Origin of the sequence: Mucilaginibacter psychrotolerans, assembly GCF_004519315.1 — a bacterium.
GTDB classification, from domain to species: Bacteria; Bacteroidota; Bacteroidia; order Sphingobacteriales; family Sphingobacteriaceae; genus Mucilaginibacter; species Mucilaginibacter psychrotolerans.
In genome coordinates this window covers 25885-48994 of the sequence record NZ_SOZE01000018.1, presented here as the reverse complement: position 1 = coordinate 48994, position 23110 = coordinate 25885, and the positions used below count along the sequence as shown (strand labels likewise).

Sequence of the window (23110 nt, the reverse complement as noted above, 5' to 3'; positions counted from 1 at the left end):
TTTTATGAATCCGTTTAAAACTGTACTAACGCTGCTGTGTCTTTTTGTTATTACTGTTGCCAACGCACAGCACGCTCCAAAAAACCGTGTAATTATACTAACGGACATTGAGGCTGATGCCGACGACACGCAAAGCCTCATCAGGCTATTATTATATAGTAATGATATTGATATAAAGGGCTTAATTGCCACTACATCAGTCCATCAAAAAACGTGGATAGTGCCCGAATCTATCCAAAAAATAATTAGTGTATATAATAAGGTATTGCCAAACCTGCGGAAGCACGACCCGGCTTACCCCGATGCGCAAAAATTAAGTATGCTGGTAAAAAAAGGGCAACCCGGCTATGGTTTAAATGCTACCGGCGCCGGGAAAAATTCTGCGGGCTCTGATTGGATAATAAGAGAACTGAAACAAAACGATCCTCGCCCATTATGGATCTCGGTATGGGGCGGTGCCAACACTTTGGCGCAGGCATTATATACGCTTAAAAATTCTAACGACGTGGCAACCATGAAGAAAATGGTTGCCAAACTGCGCGTTTACACCATCTCTGATCAGGACGATAGCGGTATTTGGATTCGGAATAACTTCCCCGAATTGTTCTATATCCTTACCCCCGGCGGATACGGAAAAGCCACCTGGCTGGCCATGAGCAAGGCGGTGGACGGCGCAAATAACGAAACGATTAGCAATAGATGGATAGCCGATAATATCCAACAAAGCAAGGGGCCGTTGGGTGCACTTTATCCCGATGTTGCCTATACAATGGAGGGCGATACGCCATCATGGCTATCGCTGATACCAAACGGGCTGAACGTTCCAAACCATCCGGAATGGGGTGGATGGGGCGGCCGTTACGAACTTTATAAGCCTAACCTGGCCGATTTTGATGCAAAAGGTTTTACCGGTGGCGTACCGATAGAATCCGAAACAAGGCCCATTTTTACGAATGCTGCGGATAGTTATACACCCGTACTTTTTAACAATTATGGCCGTGCTGTGCGCAATGATACGGTATCTTTTCATGATAACTGGGCAACCATTTGGCGCTGGCGCGATGATTATCAGAACGATTTTGCGGCCCGGATGGATTGGACAACCAAGCCTTACCGTGGTGCCAACCACCCGCCGGTGCCTGCAGTAGGGCATTCAATGGCTATTACAGTAACAGCCGGCGAAATTTTTTCGCTCGATGCAAGCGGCACAACCGATCCGGATGGCGATAACCTAAGCTATTTATGGTTTCAGTACGCAGAAACTGGTACGCTAAAAACACCGGTAAAAATCCTCGTGGCAGAAAATTTATATAAAATTTTTCTGTTAGCACCCGAGGTAAAAACAACGGGAACAACCCAATTTATCCTGAAAGTAACCGATAAGGGGAAGCCCGCATTGTCGCGCTACAAACGCGTATTCCTGACGATTAAACCACGTTAAGGCTTACGTCGCTTTCAACCTAAATCACTAATTTTGCGGGATTAATGGAATTTACTTTAACAGCTCAAGACCCCCTATCTAAAGCCCGCGCGGGCGAACTGGTTACCGACCATGGTGTAATACAAACGCCTATTTTTATGCCGGTGGGTACCGCCGGTACGGTAAAAGCGGTACACCAGCGCGAACTTAAGAACGATATAAAGGCCCAGATCATATTAGGAAACACCTATCATTTATACCTGCGGCCGGGCCTGGATATTATAGAAAGTGCAGGCGGCCTGCATAAATTCAACGGTTGGGAAGGCCCTATTTTAACCGATAGCGGCGGCTACCAGGTGTATTCGCTTACGGATGTTCGCAAAATAAAAGAAGAAGGCGTTACCTTCCGTTCGCATGTGGATGGCTCAAAACACCTGTTTACACCCGAAAATGTGATGGATATACAGCGCGTAATTGGTGCGGATATCATCATGGCTTTCGACGAATGCACCCCCTATCCATGCGATTATAACTACGCAAAACGCTCCATAGAAATGACGCATCGCTGGCTAAAACGCTGCTGCGACCGGTTCGATAACACCCAACCAAAGTACGATTATAACCAAACTTTGTTCCCCATTGTACAGGGCTCTGTGTATAAGGATTTGCGTGTGCGGTCGGCCGAAGTTATCGCTTCTTTTGAGCGCGAAGGCAATGCAATAGGCGGTTTATCTGTAGGCGAACCGGCCGAAGAAATGTACGCCATGACGGAAATTGTATGCGATATATTGCCCCAAAGCAAGCCTCGTTACCTGATGGGCGTGGGTACGCCGGTGAATATTTTAGAGAATATCGCGCTTGGAATTGACATGTTCGACTGCGTTATGCCTACCCGAAACGCCCGCAACGGCATGCTTTTTACCAAAAATGGCATCCTGAATATGCGTAATAAAAAGTGGGAAAACGACTTTTCGCCCATAGAAGCGGATAGCGATTTGTATGCCGATACGCAATATACCAAGGCCTATTTGCGCCACCTGATACACTCCGGAGAGATGCTTGGCGCGCAGATAGCCACCCTGCACAACCTGCATTTTTACCTGTGGCTGGTAACCGAGGCGCGCAATAAAATCATCAGCGGGGAGTTTTACCACTGGAAGAAAATAATGGTGAGCCGCTTAGGCCAACGCTTATAAATGAGGAAGTTTTTAGACCGGTACTTAAAAACCATCGATTGGTATATCATCAAGAAATACCTGGGCACGTTTATATTCACCCTGGGCATTTTTATGGCTATTTCCATCGTGTTCGACGTGTCAGAACACCTGGATAATTTCCTGGGAAAAAACGCTACTTTAAGCGATATCGTGTTTAAATACTACGCCGGTTTTGTGCCGTATTATATGATGATGCTATCTCCGCTGATCAATTTTTTGGCGGTTATTTTCTTTACGGCGAAGATGGCCAACCAAACAGAGATCGTACCGATCCTCACCAGTAAGGCCAGTTTTTACCGTTTCATGCGGCCCTATATACTGTCGGCAACGGTCATTTTTACGGTATCTATACTGGCCAATATCTTCATAATCCCCTTCACCAATAAGCTAAAAGTTGATTTCGAAAGCAAATATTTCTTCATCGGCGACGACCCAACCAAGAGCGAAGTACACATCCAGCTAGACAAAAACACCTTCGTTTTCCTGCAATCTTACGACCCCCAGGTGCATATTGGCTACCAGTTTATGCTGGAAAAATTTGATGGCGACGAGCTAAAAATGAGGCTAACTGCACCCAGTATACAGTTTGATACGGTGAAAACCAGGTGGAATATTATCAGCCCATCTATACGTTATGTGAACGGTTTAAAGGAAAAATTCATCTCGAACGGCCCGCCAATCGACACCGTTTTAGACATGCGCCCAATAGATTTTGAGGTGCACGATAACGTGAACAGCAACGTGTATGGAGGCATGAGTTTAAAGGTTTTGAACACCCTTATAGAGAAAGAAAAGCAGCGCGGCACGGGTGCTTTAATTGATATGCAGTTTGAAAAATACCGCCGCTTTGTAGAGCCTTTTTCTTCTTTCGTGCTATGTGTAATTGCCGTTGCTATCTCCTCGCGCAAGGTGCGCGGTGGCGTAGGACTACCCCTGGGGATAGGCATTTTCATCTGCTTTGTGTACATCGTAGTGAACCGTTTCGCACTCGTTTTTGCCGTTAAAGGTGGTTATGAACCCTTGATTGCGGTACTGATTCCTAACATAGTTTTTGGTATATTGGGCACAGTATTGATACTGAAAGCACCCAAATAAATGCCCGAAAAAACCACCAACCCAGCCCTTAGTAAAAACCTCATCATCCTTCATCTGACCGTTTTTGTATGGGGATTTACCGGCATACTGGGCCAACTTATCACTATATCCGCGGTAACTTTGGTGTGGTACAGGGTTGGAATTGCAGCAATTTCGCTGTTTTTTTACCTTATTTTTCAAAGAAAAACACCGAAAATCCTCCGAAAAACACTGGTAAAAATGGCCTTTACCGGCGCTTTGGTGGGTGGGCATTGGATACTTTTCTTCGCTTCCATCAAACTTTCTACCGTGCCGGTTACGCTGGTTTGCCTCTCTTCTATCACACTTTTCACGGCAATTTTTGAGCCGATCATCAACAAAACGCGCATCTCCAAAATGGAAATCGTAGCAGGGTTTTTGATCATCGTCGGCATTGTTTTGATTTTTAAATTCGAAACACAATACACTAAGGGCATCATAGCAGGCCTTGCCAGCGCGGTATTGGCAGCCCTCTTCGCCATTATCAATTCGCGGTTTGTGAAGACCTACGAGGCACCTGTTATCGCATTCTACGAGCTTACGGGGGCCTTCGTATGGATAACTATTTACCTGCTGGTAACCGGCAGCTTCGCCAATTTCAGCATACCCAAATTATCCGATATCGGCTACCTCGTACTGCTGGGTACGGTGTGTACATCGCTGGCTTACGTGGCAGGGGTATCGGTAATGCGCGAACTTTCGGCCTTCCGGGTGGCGCTCATCACCAATCTGGAACCCGTTTACGGCATCATTATGGCCTTCCTTTTTTTGGGCGACAGGAACCGGGTAACACCCGGTTTTTGGATTGGTGCGGTCATTATCCTTTCCACTATTTTTCTTTATCCCCTCGCCCAAAAGCACGTAATAAAACGCCGCGGCAGGTAATTTTTAAGCCTTTGTTTTCTTCCGTTTTTTCATCTAATCATCCCAACGTAACCTGGGGTAGGGGCTAAATACGCCTCTGCAAATAAGCCATTTTTAGCCCTTCTAAGGCATCCAAATTTCCCGACGAGGAATTGCTCGTCGCAGCCTTATTAATTTCCACACGCGCAAAATCTACTTTTTTGATAGTGTACTGAACAAAAACTTCAGCAAAGAAGACTGAAATACGCTTAACACCCATACTACATACATAAAAAACATTCTTATTTTTTAAATAATGAAAATTTCCAAAAAATCACTCTACTTAAAATCAGTTATTTATATAAATTAACTAAATCAAAAATTCAAATAACATAAACTTTTAAAAATTCAGAATACTAAAAATATTAGTACACATTAACGAACCTTATAAAATATGAATTCATTATACTAATAATGAGAATTATAGAAGGTGTTATATAACTTAAAAATACACACGCGCGTTTTTGACAGAACTGTTCATGTAAGTGTATTGAGCAGAAAATTGAGCGTCAACTAAAAATCGGCGAGGTACTGCCCGCATATACGAACAGCGCTTTTCCGGCGGGAAATCAGCAGTAAAAAACGTCAGTAATTAGGTGCTGTTTTTAAAGTAGCCGCTCCTTTAAAATATCCGGGAAACAATGGAGCCATGGCCAGGTTAGGTGCGAGGCAAAAATCAGACGAGGTAAATGGATAGCACTTTTTGTACGTTGTGGGAGTCAATAAAAGCGCAGCGATAAGTACCGGGATTTTGGCCGCGCTGCCATCGTGCTTTCGGGTAAGATTTCAGGTCTCTTAAAAACCGATTTTAAAACCGGTTAAAAAAATCGCATCTTGTGGCAACCATAAACAAAGCCAAGCCATGAGCATAAAAACCATCGTCGTACTCATCATTGCAATTTTGCTGACCATTATTTTTATGCAAAACCTGGATAAGGTTCAGTTCACGGTTTTGTTCTCTACGATGTACATCTCTAAAATTACCATGATGCTGATCGTTGGCGTAGCCACCTTTATTTTGGGCTACCTGGTTGGCAGGCCCGGTCGCAGTAAATATAACCACACCAGCTACGATGAAGATGAAGACGACAGACCCAAACCCCGTACACTAAGTGACGAGGACAGGGATTATATCGATTGAAGTTTACAGCAAAAAACACCTCATTTTACCCGGGAAAACCGGAGAAAAATCGGTGCTTTTCTGTGGTATTCTTTGAACTGCCTGGTAAACCCTAAACATCATAAAAAACCTGGTTTTCGGCTTCCATAGCGCTCAGGTCGGGCAGGGTATCGAATATGCCAAAGACCGATGCCCCACTCCCGCTCATGGCGGCGTACAACGCCCCCCGTTCGTAAAGCTCAGCCTTCACCCCGCGGATGGCCGGATGATCGCGGAAGATGTGCACTTCGAAATCGTTCTTGATATTTCTCTTCCAGGTTTCGATGGGGGCTTGTATGAGTTCGTAAAGAGATTCTTTCACCGGGGCCGGTTTTACGCCCCTGTAGGCCTCCGCGGTGGAGACATGGGCATCTGGCATCACCAAAACAATTCTGTACGCCGAGAGGTCTAATTTCACGCTTTCAAACTCGTCGCCTTTGTCGAAAGCGAAAACGGGCTTGGCTTCGATGAAGAAAGCGCAGTCGGCACCCAGTACCCGGGCGTAATCCATCATGGCATCTGCAGATAGTCCCAGCCCAAATTTCTCGTTCATCAGCTTGATGAAAAACGCGGCATCGCTTGAGCCGCCGCCCAGCCCGGCACCTATCGGAATATTTTTGTGCAGGTGGATTTTTACCGGCGGCAATTTCGGGAAATCCTTCTTCAGCAAATGGTAGCCTTTGATGCAAAGGTTGTCGGCATCATCACCGGGAATCTCGATTCCGGACGACTCAAAGCCGAGCTCGTCGGCTTCTATCACCTCCAGCACGTCGTTAATTTTGATGGGGTAAAAAACGGTCTCCAGGTTGTGGTAGCCGTCGGGCCGACGTTCGGTAATATTGAGGCCTATGTTTATCTTTGCGTTCGGAAATACGATCATCAGGATTTGATTAACAACCGGTGTATTTTTGCACATCGGTAGGATACCAAAATTAGATTATTTTTCTTTGTTGCAGAATAGTTGGAAACGTTAAAAAGGTTGGAGAAGTTAAAAAAGTTGATAGCGCATGAACAGTTTTGAAGATTTGGAGGTTTGGAAACATTGCCGCCTATACCGAATTGCAATCCGCGAAACTTTGAAGACATTCCCGCGCGAAGAAAAGTATCTACTGATAGACCAATTAGCAAGATGCTCCAGATCCGTTACTGCCAATATTGCAGAGGGGCATGGGCGATTCCATTATGCCGACAACCTTAAATTTTGCAGAAATGCCCGCGGCTCGCTAAACGAAACCCTAGACCACCTCATTTGCGCTAACGACGAAAACATTATCACCACCGAAAAATTAAACGAGCTACGGACCAGTTACGAAAACTGTTTCCGGCTCTTAAACGGATATATTGCTTATTTAAAAACCAGGCTAGACCAGAGCAAAGGGTAGATCAATGAAAAGTACGCGAAGTGTTGATTTGTGAAAACGGCTAATGAAGTTTTCTAACATTTCTAACTCCTCCAACTTTTCTAACTTCTTTAACTTTTCTAACCTCTCTAACTTTTATAACAACCATGAAACAATACCTCGACCTAATGCAGCACGTGATGGATACCGGCGCGCAAAAGCACGACCGTACCGGCACCGGCACCCTCAGCGTATTTGGCTACCAGATGCGTTTTAACCTGCAGGAAGGCTTCCCGATGGTGACCACCAAAAAACTCCACCTCAAATCCATCATCCACGAGCTAATATGGTTTTTGAGCGGAGACACCAATATCCAATACCTGAAAGATAACGGCGTGCGCATTTGGGATGAGTGGGCCGATGCCGATGGCAACCTCGGTCCGGTTTACGGCTACCAATGGCGCAGCTGGCCCACGCCAGATGGCGGCCACATTGACCAGATTACCCAGGTGGTGAATACCCTCAGGAACAATCCCGATTCGCGCCGCATCATGGTATCGGCCTGGAACGTGGCGGATGTTAACCAGATGGCTCTCCCACCCTGCCATTGCCTGTTCCAGTTTTATGTGCAGCCGGCAGATGCTGCCAAGGGCGAAACAAAAGGAAAACTCTCCTGCCAGCTTTACCAGCGCAGTGCCGATATATTTTTGGGCGTGCCTTTCAACATCGCTTCCTACGCCCTGCTTACGATGATGATGGCCCAGGTATGCGACCTGGAGTACGGCGACTTCATCCACACCTTTGGCGATGCCCACATTTATAACAACCATCTGGAGCAAGTCCGCCTGCAACTAAGCCGTGAACCAAAGCCCCTGCCCACCATGAAAATCAATCCGGATGTGAAAGATATTTTTGGCTTTAAGTTTGAGGATTTCACCTTGGAGAATTACGAACCGCATCCGCACATCAAAGGAATTGTTGCGGTTTAAGACTGGATTGCGTAAATTTGAAATTATGAGTACCGCTGAATTAAAAGAAGAGATAGAAAAAGCTGTAAAGCAAATTCCGGAAAGCGCACCAGAGAGTGTACTACAGGAAGCTTTGGGATACATACAAGATATCAGCAATAAAATTGCAGAGCGAGCAAAACGGGCTGAATATGTAAAAGAAATTATTGCCGAAGACGAAGAAGTGTTCAGGAAGCTTGCACAATGATAGATTTACAGGAAGTCGAGGTTTATCACAACGGCTTAATTGACCAATTCGGAGGAAGTAAAGGCATCAGGGATATTGCAGGTTTAGAAGCAGCGTTGGCACGTCCCTATATGACATTCGACCAGCAAGACCTTTATCCAACTGCTGTGGATAAAGCCGCTGCGATATTCGAGAGCTTAATCATTAACCACCCTTTTATCGATGGAAATAAGCGAATAGCTTATCTTTTGCTTCGCCTTACGGTGCGCATTGAAAACATAACGATGGTCGCGTCTCAAAAAGAAAAATATGACATGGCAATTGCTGCCAGTATGGGCGAAATCCATTTCGATCAAATAAAAGATTGGATTGCTGCACATTCAATAAAAGTCCAATGACAATCTCCATCGTCGTAGCCATTGCCGAAAACCACACCATCGGCAAAACAAATTTAAATTTTGGTGGAACAGAAGTTGAGCTTCCGGATTTCATAAATCAATAAAAAGGGATTGTTGCGGTTTAATTTAGGATTGCGTAAGTTTGATATTATGAGCGTGCAATTTTTAACAAACGCCAAAGGCGAAAAAACGAGTGTTCTGGTTCCCTTGAAGGAATGGGATGCTTTAAATAAGCAGCAAGAGGAATTAAAAAAACGGCTGGAGGAAGCTGAGTTGAAACTTCGTTTTAAACAAATACTCGCTGATGCCAAATTATTTGAACAAGGTAAACTAAAAACTTATCCAATAGCTGAGTTGTTCAATGAGTTATGAGATTCTGTATAGCGACATGTTTCTACGGGAAATAAAACCATTAGCGAAAAAATACCCTTCCCTTAAACAAGATATTCAAAACTTAATCGTCGAATTGACCGATAGCCCCGATACGGGTATATCCCTCGGTAATAATCTCTTTAAGATTAGATTAAAGATCACTAGCAAGGGAAGGGGTAAATCTGGAGTCGCACGTGTAATAACCTGTGTCATTCATAAAAATGAGCAAGTGCTTTTAGCGGATATCTATGACAAAAGCGAACATTCCTCGATTGACGAGAAAACTATTTTAAAAAACTTAAAAGCTGAAGGCTTCGATTTATAAATACGAACATGACTGCTGACGAATTACGGAAAGAAATACACGCTCCTATTGATAAGCTACCTGAAAACCGCTTGCACGAGATTTTAGATTATATAAATAAAATAGAACGAGCCAGGCCCCGTGAGTTTTTTGAGGAGACAATAAAAGAAGACTACGAGGTTTTTAAACGGCTTGCCGAATGATCATCTCTATCATCGTAGCGATTGCCGAAAATTACGCCATCGGCAAAAACAATCAACTGCTTTGGCACCTGCCAAATGACCTTAAACACTTCCGCGACGTTACTACCGGGCGTACCGTGATCATGGGGCGAAAGACTTTCGATTCGGTGGGTAAGCCGCTGCCCAGGCGCAGGAACATCGTGGTTACCCGTCAGGACATCGAGATATCCGGCTGCGAGGTGGTGAAATCCATTGAGGAAGGTCTGGCGCTTTGCGGGCCCGAAGAAGAAGTGATGATTGTTGGCGGCGCTGAAATTTACCGGCAGGCTATGCCCATCACCAACCGCATCTATCTCACCATAGTGCACCAGGCTTTCGATGCAGATACTTTCTTCCCGCAAATTGATGATGCGGATTGGCAGCAAACAAGCCGCGAAGATTTTGCACCCGACGAGAAAAATCCGCTGCCTTATTCGTTCATCCAGCTCGATCGCCGGTAACAAAACCTGCTGTTATTTTGTTTCAATTAAAAATTTCATGCTTGCGAAATTTTATTAGATTTGCCGTCTATTTTTAAAAAGCTTATAAACTAATTAATTACATATAAATTCGCGATGCAAGGTAAAGGGGTTATTAAATTTTTCGCCATTCTGCTGGCTGTTGTGTGCTTGTACCAGCTTTCATTTACGTGGGTGGCCCATAAAGTTGAGAACGATGCCAAGGTTCATTCCAATGGCGATCCTAAAAAGGAAACAGCCTATTTAGATTCCATGGCTACTCAACCGGTGTATCCGCTCATTGGGCACACCTACCAATACTGCCTTGACAGAGAATTGGCCCTCGGCCTCGATTTAAAAGGCGGTATGAGCGTAACCATGCAAATTTCGTTGCGTGAGTTGGTTCAAACTCTATCTAACAACAACACCGACCCCGCCTTTGTACAGGCAATGGCCGATGCTGAAAAAGATGTTGTTGAAAAAACCAACAAGGACTACATTACCCTTTTTGTTGATGCTTACGAAAAACGCGCTCCCAACGGAAAGCTGGCTGCCATTTTTGCAAACAGCAGCAACCAGGACAAAGTGAAGTTCAATTCAACAAACAGCCAGGTTGAAGCTTACCTGAAAGACCAGGCTTCTGCCGCCGTGCAGCAATCGTACACCGTATTGCACCGTCGTGTAGATCAGTTTGGCGTTACGCAGCCAAATATCCAGTTGCAAAAAAGCACCAACCGTATTTTGATAGAACTGCCGGGCGTTAAAGAACCGGATCGTGTTAACAAGCTTTTATCGGGTACTGCCAAACTGGAGTTTTACGAAACTTATGACAATACAGAAGTTGCCGGCTTGTTAAGCAACATCAACACCATGTTGGCTGCAAAAAACAAAGCGACTACCGATACTGCAAAGGCTGATACAGCCAAAACAAAGACAGGCACCAAAGCGCCACTGTCTGCGAAAGACTCTGCCAACTCTTTATTGGCAAAATTGAAAAAAAGCGTAAAAGCCGATACCGCTGCTAACTTAAGCAAAAGCCAGCTGGCTGCTCAAAACCCATTGTTCAGTGTTTTAAGCCCTGCTTATTACCAAAGTCAACAAGGGCAAATACAACCTGTACCGGGCCCGGTTGTTGGTTTGGCTTACAAAACAGATACCGCCAAGGTAAACAGCTACCTGCGCAGTGCTGATGTTAAAAGCAAATTGCCAACAAACCTGAAATTGCTTTGGGGTGTTAAGTCGAACGACAAAAAACAGTTTGACCTGTATGCTATTAAACTTGCCGGTGCACAAAACGGCGCCGTATTATCGGGCGATGTGATCACCGATGCCAAAAGCGATATCGATCAGCAAAAAGGCGGCTACGAGGTTACCATGTACATGAACTCGCAAGGTGCCCATGCCTGGAAAACCATCACCGCAGCAGCAGCTGTTAGCAAAAGGTCTATCGCCATTGTATTGGATGATAACGTTTACTCTGCACCAGGTGTGCAGAACGAAATTTCTGGCGGTGTATCTTCTATCTCGGGTAGCAGCTTTACACAAGATGATACCAAAGATTTGGCCAACGTTTTAAAGGCTGGTCGTTTACTTGCACCTGCCCGCATTGTTGGCGGCGAAGTGGTAGGCCCCTCTTTAGGCCAGGAAGCTATCAGCGCCGGTTTATTATCATGTATCCTGGGTTTAGTGGTTATCCTCATCTTCATGATAGCCTACTACAACCGTGCAGGTACTGTTGCGGTAATAGCCGTACTGGTTAACGTATTCTTCCTGCTGGGTGTTTTGGTAAGCATACGTGCAGTATTAACGCTGCCGGGTATAGCAGGTATCATCCTGATATTAGGTGTTGCCGTTGATGCCAACGTATTGGTTTACGAACGTGTGCGTGAAGAACTCGGTTTAGGCAAATCTATCCGCATTGCGGTTGCAGATGGTTTTAAACATGCCTTACCTTCTATCCTTGATGCCAACATCAGTACTTTCTTAACAGGTATCATCTTATTCATCTTCGGTTCGGGCCCAATACAGGGTTTCGCAACTACGTTGATGATCGGTATCGTTACTACCTTGTTCTGCTCTTTATTGATCTCGAGGTTGATATTTGAATTCATGCTGGAAAAAGGCTGGGATATCAAATTCTCAAACCCATGGAGTTCACATACCTTTAAAAACGCTAACTACGGTTTCGTTAAGAATCGTTTCAAATTCTATATCTTCTCGGGCTTGTTCATTGCTGCCGGTTTGGTATCTATGGTAACCCGTGGCTTTAACTACGGTGTTGACTTTGGTGGTGGCCGTACCTACCTGGTGCAGTTCCCTAACAAAGCAGCAACAACCGATGAGATTCACCAGGAACTGGATAAAGCATTGGGCTTTGGTTCTGAGGTAAAAACCTATGGTGCCGATAAGATCAGCATCACGACCAACTACCTGATTAACGATACGGCACCTGACGCAGACGAAAAAGTAGCGAACGCTTTGATCAATGCTTTAAAAGTAAACCCGGTTACTACTATCACTTCAAAAGATATTTTAAGCCACCAAAAAGTGGAAGCCACCGTTGCCAACGAGTTAAAATCTTCGGCAAAATGGACCATCATTATTGCCATCCTGGTCATATCGGCTTATATATTGATCAGGTTCCGCAAATGGCAGTTTAGCCTTGGGGCGATGATTGCTACCGCACACGATGCTGCGATGGTATTATCTTTCTTCTCGTTGTTTAAAGATATATTACCGTTCTCATTAGATATCGACCAGGCGTTTATTGCGGCGCTGCTCACCGTAATCGGTTACTCTATTAACGATACCGTGGTGGTGTTCGACCGTATCCGCGAGTTCTTAAACTTGCACCATGCAAAAACCGATGATCCGAAAGAGGTGATCAACCATGCGATCAACAACACGTTAAGCCGTACCATTATCACTGCATTCACCGTGGTGCTGATTCTGATCATCTTGTTCCTGTTCGGTGGCGATGTGTTACGTGGTTTCTCGTTCGCCTTATTGATCGGGGTACTTTTCGGTACTTACTCGTCAATTTGCGTAGCAACGCCGGTTATCATCGACTTTGGAAAAAAAGACCTCAGATAATATATAATATGACATTATAATTAAAGGCTCCAAAGAACATTTGGAGCCTTTTTTGTTTAACAAAAAGCAGCCCCACCCAACCCTCCCCGGAAGGGAGGGCAGCCTCACCCCAAACCCCTCTCCGGTAGAGAGGGGCTTTAGAAAGTCTCCCCTACTGGTCCAAAGGACTCCTGTGGAGGGGAGCCTGCCTGCCGGGTAGGCAGGATTTAGAGGGCTGATTAAATTGGATAGATTTAAATTCTTAGTTTAATAAAAAAGTCTCCCCTGCCGGGGGAGATTTAGAGGGGGCTAAATACTTCAATATGAATACCAACAATCTTTCAAAATTCCCAACAGTAGTTATCATTGGCGGCGGCTTTGGCGGCATACAGGTTGCCAAACAGCTTGCAGATAAGCCGGTAGAAGTTATACTGCTGGATAAACATAATTACCATACGTTTCAGCCATTACTTTACCAGGTGGCAACAGGGGGACTGGAGGCCGAATCGATTGGTTTCTCGCTCCGTAAGAACTTCGAGGGGCAAAAAAATCTGCGGTTCCGCATTGCCGAGGTGAGTAATATCGATACAGAAAAGAATATCGTACAAACCGATATCGGCCCTTTTCCCTACGATTACCTGGTGATAGCCACTGGCTCTACCACCAATTTCTTTGGCAACAAGGATATTGAAAAGTACGCCATGCCCATGAAATCGATACCCGAGGCGCTTAATCTGCGCTATATGGTGTTGCAGAACCTGGAAGAAGCCATTTTAAAGCCCTCTAAAGAAGAGCGCGCGCCTTACCTGTCCTTCGTGCTGGTGGGTGCCGGTCCTACCGGTGTAGAGCTTGCTGGGGCGCTGGCCGAGTTGCGCAACCACGTACTGCATAAAGATTACCCAGAGCTTTCTAAAGACGAGATGAAGGTGTACCTGGTAGATTTTCTGCCGAAGGTGCTTGGCCCCTTCTCAGATCAAGGCTCTAAAGCTGCCGAAGGCTTCCTCACCAAAATGGGCGTTGAGGTGTTGCTCAATGTAAAGGTAGAAAGCTACGACGGCAACGAGATAAAATTCGAAGGCGGCAAAAGCATCCGCACCAAAAATGTGATCTGGAGTGCAGGGGTGGCGGGCGTAGTGCCGGGCGGTGTGAACAAGGAAGCTATAGAACGCGGCAACCGCATCAAAGTAGATAACATTTGCCGCATGGTAGGCAGCAGCAATATCTTCGCTATTGGCGATGTGGCTGCCATGATTACCGACGATACGCCAAAAGGACATCCGGGCGTGGCACAGGTGGCCATACAAATGGGCCAGCTTACCGGCAAAAACATCAATCGCCTGGTCCGCGGCGAGCAGCCCGAGCCTTTCAAGTATTTCGATAAAGGTTCGCTGGCTACCATTGGCCGGAATAAAGCGATTGCCGATTTGGGCAAAATACGTTTCCAGGGATTTTTTGCCTGGCTGGTGTGGATGTTCATCCACCTGATATCATTAATGGGCGGCCGTAACAGGGTTATCGTATTCATCAACTGGGTGGCCAGCTACATGAACAACAACGGCGGCAGCAGGCTCATTATCCGTAAATTCGAGCCGGAACAACTGGCACAGAAGGATGTACAGGTTTCAAAAATAGACTAATGGCTGATCAGATAAGAATTACCGAATGCCCCCGCGATGCCATGCAGGGTCTGCACGATTTTGTGCCGACTGATGTAAAAGCGGCCTATATCAACCTGCTTTTACAGGTAGGTTTTGATACCATCGATTTCGGCAGCTTTGTATCGCCGAAGGCTATCCCGCAAATGCGCGATACGGCAGCGCTATTAAGCAAACTGGATATGAGCAGCACGCGCTCCAGGTTACTGGCTATCATCGCTAACTATCGCGGTGCGGAAGAAGCTGCGGCGCACGAAGAAATTACCTTCCTGGGCTACCCCTTTTCTATATCAGAAACTTTTCAGTTACGCAACACCAATACCACCATTGCGCAGGCTTTCGATAATGTAAAACGCATCAACGAGCTATGCCTTGCCAAAGATAAATCGCTGCTCATTTACCTATCCATGGGCTTTGGTAACCCGTATGGGGATGAATGGAACACCGAAATTGTACAGCTCTGGGCGCAAAAGATGATTGATGAGGGCATCGGGTATGTTGCCCTGTCGGATACCATCGGCATTGCCACGCCGGAGCAGATCAGCACGCTTTACCCCGCTTTGGTAAACCTCTCGCCTATTACTAGTTTCGGACTGCATCTGCACTCTACCCCTGATACCTGGCAGGAAAAGGTAGCCGCAGCCTACGAAGCCGGCTGCACCCGTTTCGATGCCGCTCTAAAAGGCTATGGCGGCTGCCCCATGGCCAAAGATGAGCTTACCGGCAATATTGCTACCGAAAACCTCATCGCCTACCTGCTGCATCAAAACAGCGATTTAGGGCTCGATTTAGATAAACTGGGCGAAGCGATGGAATATTCCGGGAACATCTTTTTATAATTATTATTGAGCTACCGCGAGATCAGCGAAGCGTATCTCGTGGTGGGCATGTTGCAAACTTCCAGCTTGCGCCAGATGAAAGCTCACCTTGTGCCTACCGCGGGCTGGAAGCCCGCGGTAGCAAGCTCCATCCCATAAATGGGGCGGCAATGAAGGTGCTTCGTTCATCCAACTTCATTGCCGTCGGTTTTAACCGACGGTTGGGTAGCAAGCATAAACGGGATGCAAAGCGGCTCTGCACCTGTTCCGTCCCATAAATGGGGCGGCAATGAAGGTGCTTCGTTCATCCACCTTCATTGCCGTCGGTTTTAACCGACGGTTGGGTAGCAAGCATAAACCGAACGCAAAGCGGCTCTGCACCATTTCCGTTCCATAAATGGGACGGCAATGAAGGTGCATCTTTCATCCACCTTCATTGCCGTCGGTTTTAACCGATGGTTGGGTAGCAATCATAAACCGAACGCAAAGCGGCCCTGCACCGTTTCCGTTCCATAAATGGGACGGCAATGAAGGTGCATCTTTCATCCACCTTCATTGCCGTCGGTTTTAACCGATGGTTGGGTAGCAAGCATAAACCGAACGCAAAGCGGCTCTGAACCGTTTCCGTTCCATAAATGGGACGGCAATGAAGGTGCTTCGTTCATCCACCTTCATTGCCGTCGGTTTTAACCGACGGTTGGGTAGCAAGCATAAACCGAACGCAAAGCGGCTCTGAACCGTTTCCGTCCCATAAATGAGGCGGCAATTAAGGTGCTTCGTTCATCCACCTTCATTGCCGTCGGTTTTAACCGACGGTTGGGTAGCAAGCATAAACCGAACGCAAAGCGGCTCTGCACCATTTCCGTTCCATAAATGGGACGGCAATGAAGGTGCATCTTTCATCCACCTTCATTGCCGTCGGTTTTAACCGATGGTTGGGTAGCAATCATAAACCGAACGCAAAGCGGCCCTGCACCGTTTCCGTTCCATAAATGGGACGGCAATGAAGGTGCATCTTTCATCCACCTTCATTGCCGTCGGTTTTAACCGATGGTTGGGTAGCAAGCATAAACCGAACGCAAAGCGGCTCTGAACCGTTTCCGTTCCATAAATGGGACGGCAATGAAGGTGCTTCGTTCATCCACCTTCATTGCCGTCGGTTTTAACCGACGGTTGGGTAGCAAGCATAAACCGAACGCAAAGCGGCTCTGAACCGTTTCCGTCCCATAAATGAGGCGGCAATGAAGGTGCTTCGTTCATCCACCTTCATTGCCGTCGGTTTTAACCGACGGTTGGGTAGCAAGCATAAACCGAACGCAAAGCGGCTCTGCACCTGTTCCGTCCCATAAATGGGACGGCAATGAAGTTGTGACTTCGAACTTTTCCCATCCTTGCTTCATTGCCGTCGGTTTCAACCGACGGGCAACATGCAAAGATGAAGCACGTCACATCCCCAAATCTACATTCACTACCTGCTATTCCGTCCCATAAATGAGGCGGCAATGAAGGTGCTTCGTTCATCCACCTTCATTGCCGTCGGTTTTAACCGACGGTTGGGTAGTAAGTTATGGCCCTGAGTTTCATCGGAAGTGCCCACCAGGGCGTACTCGCAATCATATGGTTGTAAGAGCTTGGTGATATTAGAAAATAAGCATATGTCACCACCCAAACCATCACATTCCCTAAACTTCGGCTTAACATCCATTGCCGACCTTTCCGGCCATGAAAAAGCTGCTCGCGCTCATCGTCCTGATTGCCTTATACCTACCCTTACATGCCCAACAAGCCGACCTGATACTCACCGGCGGCAATATCATCACCCTGAAGCAAAAAGGCCACCGTGCACAGGCACTAGCCATGGCTAATGGCAGGATACTGGCAGTTGGCAGCAATATTGAGATAGCCAAATACGCAGGCAAGAATACCAAAATCATCAAACTGAACGGCAAAACCGTTATCCCCGGCTTTAACGATGTGCACCAGCACCCCGCGCCGGTATATCCGTTCGAGGCGCTATACGCTACCATCAGAGTGGATACGGTTACTTCGATGAAAAACCTGATCGCCCTCGTCAAACGCAAAGCAGCCATTACACCGAAAGGCATGTTGATACGCGGTGTTGGTTACAATGAAACTTTATTGGGCGGCCAACCCATACGGGATAGTCTGGATAAAGCCACAAGCGAGCACCCGGTGCTGTTGAGCCACGTGAGCGGGCACCTCTCTGCTGCCAACTCCTTCCTGATGGATAAGGCCGGCATTAACGAAAGCACCAAAGACCCGGCAGGCGGCCTCTTCGAGCGTTATCCGGGCACTAACAAACCCGATGGTATTTGCAAGGAATCTGCAGCCGGTTACCTGCGCCGCGCAAAAATAACCAACCCGCCCAAACCAACCGATGAAGAAGAAATGGCAGGCTACCGCCTCTATTTTAACCAGGTGTTGGCCAGTGGCGTAACCAGCATCGGCGATGCCAACACCAGTCCGCAAAAGGTGGCCATTTACCGCAAACTGGTAGCGGAGCAATTTCCTATGCGCTTTAACCTGCTCATCTGGTGGGAATACCTGGACCAGGTGCTGAATGGAACAATACCACGCACGGAAACCGATTTCCTGCGCATTGCAGGCATAAAAGTGGTGCAGGGCAATTCGCTCAGTGGCAAAACCTGCTGGCTTAACGACCCATACGATATGATTAACCCGCTAACCGGCAAACGCGATTACTACGGTATTCCACCTGCCCGCAGCCAGGCCGGACTGGATAGCTTGTTCCTGGCCATACATAATGCGGGCTGGCAAATTGCCTGCCACTCCAACGGCGATCGCGAGATAGCGATGGTAATATCATCCATAGAAAAAGCCATGCAGCAAAACCCGCGGCCCGATCCGCGCCACCGCATTGAGCATTGCAGCCTAACCACGATGAAGATAATGGAGGATATCAAGCGGGATGGCATTATCCCGGTATTCCATTGCTACCTGTACGAACTTGGCGAAAAGATGGCCGTTTATGGTGAAGAACGCTTGAAGATGCTGCACCCTACCCGTACCGCACAGGATATGGGCATTGTATATGCCCTGCATTCGGATGCGCCGATATCCACCTACCCGGCCATGATCCGCCTGGGTAGCGCTGTTGCCCGCAAAACCAAAGAAGGCAACGTAATAGGTGCCAACCAGTGCGTAGATGCCGAAGACGCCATCAAAGCCTATTGCTACGGCGGTGCCTATACCACCTACGAGGAAAAAAAGAAAGGCTCATTACTGCCCGGATATTTTGCAGATATGATAATCCTTGATGCAGACCCAACGGCTGTTGACCCGGATAAGATTAAGGATATCAAAGTAAATACGACGATTGTTAACGGGAAAGTGGTTTTTCAGGCGAAGTAGTTTGGCTAAAGTACTCGGGGAACAAATCTAAAAATTAAACCTTGTCATTGCCAGCGAAGGCCTGTGTGGTGGATTGTGCGGCGAAGCAATCTCGTGGTATGCATGGCCACTTTGTTAGTCCGCGCGAAGAGATTGCCGCGGCTCCCTTTCGCACATTCCTCCCCTTGAGCCTCGCAATGACAATGTAGGAATAGAGTAAGAGTAACCTACCAATCAAACTTCTGCTCCCCCTTGCGCCACCGCTAAAGCTAGGGCTGCAGGCGGTCACGGGGCCGGGGGGCGAACCATCTTATAATGCCTTATCCCTGCTTCTTCAAACTCCGGCCCATCTTTTTCGAAACCGAAGCGGGCGTATAGGCTAACGGCATCCAACTGGGCATGCAGGTAAACGTATTCGGCATCGGCGGGTAAAGCAGCTAAGATAGCACGTACCATCTGCTGCCCCAGGCCAAAGCCACGGCATCTCTTCAATACGGCAAAGCGTTCTAATTTGTAACCTTTATCGGTTTTGCGGTAGCGGCAGGCACCGGCGGCCTGGCCATCAACGGTTGCTAAAAAATGGATGCTGTGTTCGTTGAATTCTATTTCCAGTTCGGGCGGGCAGCCCTGTTCCAAAACAAATACTTCGTGCCTGATGGCAAATACATCTTCCAATTGGGCCGGGCTATTTACCTGGTTTACTTCTATCTTTGATGGATCGGGCATAATGCGGTTTACTCTTAAAGCCGGTTAGCTTGGTATTATGGTTCTCTTCCGCTGCATCAATAGAATGCGTACAGGTGAGGTCATCTTCCTTCTCGGCAAGATCGGATAATTTTACGTAAAATTTGTGCAGCTGGTCCAATTCTTTCTCGCTCAGATCCTCAATCACCACCATCCGGTTGCTGGCCCCCTGGTGCGACGCTAGTAGTTCGTTCAGTTTTAAATGGATCGCTTTGGAATCTTTATTCTGCGTTTTCTGGATAAGGAATACCATTAAAAACGTAACGATGGTAGTACCTGTATTGATAATGAGTTGCCAGGTATTGGAATATTGAAAAATTGGCCCGGTAACCAGCCAGATGATGATAATGGCAGCCGCTATGATAAAGGCTGCCGAACTGCCGGTTGCAGTAGTAGCCCAGTTGGCAAAGCGTTCAAATAAATTCTTGTTCTTATGGTTGGCCATAGTGTTAAATATTTACGCATACAACGCAAAAAAACCGCCGATGTTCTTAAACAAGGGCGGTTTTTATGCTTATTGGCTATAGCAATTATAACTTGCTGTTAGCGTCGATGCAGTTCAGATCGCCGAAGGCTACAGTTAAGCGTTTTACGAAGCTTTCTTCTGCCTTGCGCAACCAAACGCGCGGATCGTAGTATTTTTTGTTTGGAGAGTCATCACCATCCGGGCTACCGATTTGTGTTTGCAAATAGCCTTCTTTTGCCTGGTAGTAATCTTTTATACCTTCCCAAAATGCAAACTGCATATCGGTATCGATGTTCATTTTAATAGCACCGTATGATATTGCTTCGCGGATCTCTTCCTGGCTGGAACCAGAACCACCGTGGAACACGAAGTTGATCGGTTTCTCAGCAGCAAGGCCATGTTTCTCTTTTAAGTAAACCTGTGAGTTGTGCAGGATAACCGGCTGTAATTTAACGTTACCCGGTTTGTACACACCGTGTACGTTACCAAACGCAGCAGCAATGGTAAATTTATCGCTCACTTTTGATAGTTCTTCGTAAGCGTAAGCAACCTCTTCGGGCTGGGTATATAAGCGTGAGCTATCTACATCAGAGTTATCAACGCCGTCTTCTTCGCCGCCGGTTACGCCAAGCTCAATTTCAACGGTCATGCCCATTTTAGCCATACGGGCTAAGTATTTAGCAGATATTTCAATATTTTCTTCGATAGGTTCTTCAGAAAGATCAAGCATGTGCGATGAGAACAAAGGCTTGCCGGTTTCGGCAAAGAATTTTTCACCATGCTCTAACAAACCATCAATCCATGGCAATAATTTTTTTGCAGCATGGTCGGTATGCAAAATTACAGCAACACCGTAGTGTTCAGCTAATAAATGCACGTGCTTTGCAGCAGATACACCGCCCAGGATACAGGCCTGTAGTTTGCTGTTATCAAGCGATTTGCCCGCATAAAACTGCGCGCCGCCGTTTGATAACTGGATAATTACAGGTGAGTTAACAGCCTTAGCTGTTTCCATTACTGCGTTTATAGTATTTGTGCCGATAACGTTTACCGCCGGCAAAGCAAACTGGTGTGCCTTAGCTGCTTCAAATAGTTCCTGCACCTGATCTCCGGTGAGTACTCCTTTGTAATCTTTTAAACTCATTAACTTTATGTTTGTGCGCCGAAGTTATAAAATTAGTTGAAAAGTTTTAAGGTTTGAAGGTTGAAAAGTTATAGAAGTTAAAAAAGTTGGAGAAGTTAAAAACGTTAGAGTAGCTAAATAGGTAGTTTACCTGGCGGCATTCAAACAGTTCTAACTTCTTAGCCAACTCCAACCTCTCCAACCCTTCTAACTTTTTTAACCTTTCCAACCAATTCTAACTTTTTACAACCTTTTTTCGTTTCTTTGTGTCACTTGAAAGACTTAGATATAGATATGGCGTGGTTTAAGCGAGAAATCAAAGGGATAATTACGACTACACAGGAGAAGAAAGAAGCCCCCGATGGCATCTGGAACAAATGCCCCAACTGTAAGAAACCCCTTCACTACTCGGAACAGGTTGAAAACCAATACGTTTGCCACTACTGTGGTTTCCATATACGCATTGGCTCCAAAGAATATTTTTCTATTTTATTCGATGATAACCAGTTTACCGAACTGTTTGGCGACCTCACATCGGGCGACCCATTGCATTTTACCGATACCAAAAAATATACCGACCGCCTGGTAGAAACCAAAAAGAAAACCGGTTTACAGGATGCCATACGCGCAGGCGTGGGCAAAATGAACGGCGAGGACCTGGTGATTGCCTGCATGGATTTCAACTTTATCGGAGGCTCTATGGGTTCGGTAGTGGGCGAAAAGATAGCACGCTCTATCGATTACAGTATCAAAAACAAGGTACCCTTCCTGATGATATCCAAATCTGGCGGTGCCAGGATGATGGAAGCAGCCTTCTCGCTGATGCAGATGGCTAAAACATCGGCCAAGCTTGCCCTGCTGAGCCAGGCAAAAGTCCCATACATTTCTTTGCTTACCGACCCAACCACAGGCGGCGTTACGGCATCATATGCCATGCTTGGCGATATCAACATTGCCGAGCCGGGTTCGCTAATAGGCTTTGCCGGTCCACGCGTTATTAAAGAAACCATTAAAAAAGATTTACCAAAAGGTTTCCAGACTGCGGAATTTGTGCAGGAACACGGTTTCCTTGATTTTATAGTTGACCGCAGGGAAATGAAAGAAAAACTGGCCACATTCTTAAAAATGTTGGCACCGGTAGCAGTTAACGAAGTTTAATAATTATCATTATCAAGATATCAAGGCTGCCTTTCGGGGTGGCCTTTTTTGTTTGCTATAGCCCAATTGTCATTGCGAGGAGCGGCAGGGAACTGAGCGCAGGGGCGACGCGGCAATCTCATAGGAATGGCAACCCTGCTTATCGGCTATTGCATGCCGCTCTGCTAATCGGGAGATTGCTTCGTTCCTCGCAATGACGGGGTGGTAAATAAACAGGCAAGGCTTCACATTTTGTGAAGCCTTGCCTGTTTATGCTTTTCAAAAACTCCCCGTTCAGGGGGGTGGCGGGCGTGTTTATATCCCTTCCGTACCAGGCTCATGCCCTACCATGCGACCTGTTGTGCGGCCATGCGGACGGCTTTCGAAATTAGTTTTAGTGGCTACCCCTTCAGACGGGAACTCGTGTTGGTTTGGTGGCGTTACATCAGTCTGTTCACTGTAAGATGCATCGTTACCATCTTCCTGCTGTTCCTGTTCTGTTTGCGGGCGATAACCCGAACCGCCTTCGCCACTTTCGCGTTCTTCAGGTGTTTCGTTCGGGTTATGGATCGGATTGTATTCCGGATTGATTTCGTTGGTTTCCATAATGTTTAGTTTTAATTT

Annotated in this window: 24 protein-coding genes; 18 read left to right on the top strand and 6 right to left on the bottom strand. The window is 46.5% G+C overall.

The window, feature by feature from the left end:
* Positions 1-4 precede the first annotated feature (4 nt).
* The 5 genes from E2R66_RS17145 to E2R66_RS17125 all read left to right on the top strand — a co-directional run bounded on the left by E2R66_RS17145 (position 5) and on the right by E2R66_RS17125 (position 5794).
* The gene (locus E2R66_RS17145; RefSeq protein ID WP_133232806.1) at positions 5-1441 is read left to right on the top strand and encodes a DUF1593 domain-containing protein; all 1437 of its coding nucleotides are present in this window, start codon (positions 5-7) and stop codon (positions 1439-1441) included.
* Between the two features lie 44 nt (positions 1442-1485).
* Positions 1486-2616 (top strand): tRNA guanosine(34) transglycosylase Tgt, encoded by a 1131-nt coding sequence (gene tgt / locus E2R66_RS17140; protein ID WP_133232808.1) that lies wholly within the window; start codon positions 1486-1488, stop codon positions 2614-2616.
* The gene (locus tag E2R66_RS17135; protein ID WP_133232810.1) at positions 2617-3732 is read left to right on the top strand and encodes an LptF/LptG family permease; all 1116 of its coding nucleotides are present in this window, start codon (positions 2617-2619) and stop codon (positions 3730-3732) included. It abuts the gene before it with no gap.
* The gene (locus E2R66_RS17130) at positions 3733-4635 is read left to right on the top strand and encodes a DMT family transporter (protein WP_133232812.1); all 903 of its coding nucleotides are present in this window, start codon (positions 3733-3735) and stop codon (positions 4633-4635) included.
* An 880-nt stretch (positions 4636-5515) separates the two neighbouring features.
* Complete coding sequence (locus E2R66_RS17125; RefSeq protein WP_133232814.1) at positions 5516-5794, top strand: hypothetical protein; 279 nt, start codon at positions 5516-5518, stop codon at positions 5792-5794.
* Positions 5795-5885: 91 nt separating this feature from the next.
* On the opposite strand, the gene ispE is transcribed toward E2R66_RS17125, so the two are convergent.
* Positions 5886-6692, bottom strand: a complete 807-nt coding sequence (gene ispE, locus E2R66_RS17120) for a 4-(cytidine 5'-diphospho)-2-C-methyl-D-erythritol kinase (RefSeq protein ID WP_133232816.1) — start codon at positions 6690-6692, stop codon at positions 5886-5888.
* A 127-nt stretch (positions 6693-6819) separates the two neighbouring features.
* On the opposite strand from ispE, the gene E2R66_RS17115 reads away from it, so the two are divergent.
* From E2R66_RS17115 to E2R66_RS17070, 11 genes are all read left to right on the top strand, one after another.
* Positions 6820-7194 carry a four helix bundle protein gene (locus E2R66_RS17115; protein WP_133232818.1) on the top strand — a complete coding sequence of 125 codons (375 nt, stop codon included), beginning with the start codon at positions 6820-6822 and terminating at the stop codon, positions 7192-7194.
* 125 nt (positions 7195-7319) lie between these two features.
* The gene (locus tag E2R66_RS17110; protein ID WP_133232820.1) at positions 7320-8141 is read left to right on the top strand and encodes a thymidylate synthase; all 822 of its coding nucleotides are present in this window, start codon (positions 7320-7322) and stop codon (positions 8139-8141) included.
* Between the two features lie 25 nt (positions 8142-8166).
* A complete protein-coding gene (locus tag E2R66_RS17105) occupies positions 8167-8367 on the top strand; it encodes a hypothetical protein (RefSeq protein WP_133232822.1) in 201 nt (66 codons plus the stop codon).
* A complete protein-coding gene (locus E2R66_RS17100; RefSeq protein ID WP_133232824.1) occupies positions 8364-8744 on the top strand; it encodes a type II toxin-antitoxin system death-on-curing family toxin in 381 nt (126 codons plus the stop codon). Before E2R66_RS17105 ends, E2R66_RS17100 begins: the two co-directional genes overlap by 4 nt.
* Positions 8745-8894: 150 nt before the next feature.
* Positions 8895-9116, top strand: a complete 222-nt coding sequence (locus tag E2R66_RS17095) for a hypothetical protein (RefSeq protein WP_134737943.1) — start codon at positions 8895-8897, stop codon at positions 9114-9116.
* The gene (locus E2R66_RS17090; protein WP_133232828.1) at positions 9106-9441 is read left to right on the top strand and encodes a hypothetical protein; all 336 of its coding nucleotides are present in this window, start codon (positions 9106-9108) and stop codon (positions 9439-9441) included. Before E2R66_RS17095 ends, E2R66_RS17090 begins: the two co-directional genes overlap by 11 nt.
* Before the next feature lie 8 nt (positions 9442-9449).
* Complete coding sequence (locus E2R66_RS28390; protein WP_158288434.1) at positions 9450-9623, top strand: hypothetical protein; 174 nt, start codon at positions 9450-9452, stop codon at positions 9621-9623.
* On the top strand, positions 9620-10102 hold the full coding sequence (locus tag E2R66_RS17085; protein WP_133232830.1) for a dihydrofolate reductase: 483 nt from the start codon (positions 9620-9622) through the stop codon (positions 10100-10102). Before E2R66_RS28390 ends, E2R66_RS17085 begins: the two co-directional genes overlap by 4 nt.
* Positions 10103-10216: 114 nt before the next feature.
* Positions 10217-13192: a protein translocase subunit SecDF gene (gene secDF, locus E2R66_RS17080; RefSeq protein ID WP_133232832.1), complete on the top strand. Its 2976-nt coding sequence runs from the start codon at positions 10217-10219 to the stop codon at positions 13190-13192.
* A gap of 302 nt (positions 13193-13494) precedes the next feature.
* Positions 13495-14808, top strand: coding sequence for an NAD(P)/FAD-dependent oxidoreductase (locus E2R66_RS17075; protein ID WP_133232834.1), 1314 nt, complete (start codon positions 13495-13497; stop codon positions 14806-14808).
* Complete coding sequence (locus tag E2R66_RS17070) at positions 14808-15665, top strand: hydroxymethylglutaryl-CoA lyase (RefSeq protein ID WP_133232836.1); 858 nt, start codon at positions 14808-14810, stop codon at positions 15663-15665. Before E2R66_RS17075 ends, E2R66_RS17070 begins: the two co-directional genes overlap by 1 nt.
* Positions 15666-15829: 164 nt before the next feature.
* Here the strand turns inward: E2R66_RS17070 and E2R66_RS29140 are convergent, their stop codons facing one another.
* A complete protein-coding gene (locus tag E2R66_RS29140; RefSeq protein WP_262710306.1) occupies positions 15830-15952 on the bottom strand; it encodes a hypothetical protein in 123 nt (40 codons plus the stop codon).
* A 1414-nt stretch (positions 15953-17366) separates the two neighbouring features.
* Here E2R66_RS29140 and E2R66_RS17065 point away from each other — a divergent pair.
* Positions 17367-19037 (top strand): amidohydrolase, encoded by a 1671-nt coding sequence (locus E2R66_RS17065; RefSeq protein WP_133232838.1) that lies wholly within the window; start codon positions 17367-17369, stop codon positions 19035-19037.
* 264 nt (positions 19038-19301) lie between these two features.
* On the opposite strand, the gene E2R66_RS17060 is transcribed toward E2R66_RS17065, so the two are convergent.
* The 3 genes from E2R66_RS17060 to fbaA form a co-directional block, all read right to left on the bottom strand.
* Positions 19302-19742, bottom strand: a complete 441-nt coding sequence (locus E2R66_RS17060) for a GNAT family N-acetyltransferase (protein ID WP_133232840.1) — start codon at positions 19740-19742, stop codon at positions 19302-19304.
* Positions 19702-20205, bottom strand: a complete 504-nt coding sequence (locus E2R66_RS17055; RefSeq protein WP_133232842.1) for a low affinity iron permease family protein — start codon at positions 20203-20205, stop codon at positions 19702-19704. Before E2R66_RS17055 ends, E2R66_RS17060 begins: the two co-directional genes overlap by 41 nt.
* 85 nt (positions 20206-20290) lie before the next feature.
* Positions 20291-21370 (bottom strand): class II fructose-bisphosphate aldolase, encoded by a 1080-nt coding sequence (gene fbaA / locus E2R66_RS17050; RefSeq protein ID WP_133232844.1) that lies wholly within the window; start codon positions 21368-21370, stop codon positions 20291-20293.
* A gap of 273 nt (positions 21371-21643) precedes the next feature.
* Here fbaA and accD point away from each other — a divergent pair, with 273 nt between their 5' ends.
* A complete protein-coding gene (gene accD / locus E2R66_RS17045; RefSeq protein WP_133232904.1) occupies positions 21644-22507 on the top strand; it encodes an acetyl-CoA carboxylase, carboxyltransferase subunit beta in 864 nt (287 codons plus the stop codon).
* A 294-nt stretch (positions 22508-22801) separates the two neighbouring features.
* Here accD and E2R66_RS17040 read toward each other — a convergent pair whose 3' ends face one another.
* Entirely contained in the window at positions 22802-23092 is a 291-nt protein-coding gene (locus tag E2R66_RS17040) for a hypothetical protein (RefSeq protein WP_133232846.1), read from the bottom strand.
* Positions 23093-23110 lie beyond the last annotated feature (18 nt).